General features: G+C 76.4%; 1 protein-coding gene. It reads left to right on the top strand.

What is annotated here, in order from left to right:
- On the top strand, positions 1-338 hold a 338-nt coding region (locus tag RM844_RS32705), incomplete at its 5' end, for a class I adenylate-forming enzyme family protein (protein WP_311671068.1).
- Between the last annotated feature and the right edge of the window lie 115 nt (positions 339-453).

The raw sequence follows: 453 nt of genomic DNA, 5'->3' as shown, positions 1-453 counted from the left end.
GTGCCAACATCAGCCCGGCCGAGGTCGAACGCGAACTCCGCTCCCACCCGCAGGTCCGCGACGTGCTGTGCGTGGGCGTCCCCGACCCCCTGATGGGCGAGCGGCTGGCGGCCTGTGTGGTCGCGCGGGGCCCGCAGGCTCCGACGCTGGACGCCTTGGGCGGCCATCTGACGGCCCGGGGTCTCGATCGGCGCAAACACCCCGAACGGCTGCTCGTGGTCGGGGAGTTGCCCCTGACGCCCGCGGGCAAGCCGGACCGGGCCGCCCTGCGGGAACGGCTGGCGGGGAGCTCTCGGGCCGGCGTTCCCGAGGACGCGCCGCTCACCCAGGCGGGATGACCGGCGGGGCCCGGCGGCCGATGACGGCTGCCGGGCCCCGTGGGGGCGGGACGGTCAGGAGGCGCCCATGGCCTTCTTCAGCCCCGCCGCCGCGTCACGGTAGACGGCCAGCAGA

Source organism: Streptomyces chisholmiae (assembly GCF_031845445.1).
In the GTDB taxonomy this organism is placed as follows: Bacteria; Actinomycetota; Actinomycetes; order Streptomycetales; family Streptomycetaceae; genus Streptomyces; species Streptomyces chisholmiae.
The sequence above is the reverse complement of the archived record's forward strand: the minus strand, read 5'-3'. Positions and strand labels throughout refer to the sequence as shown.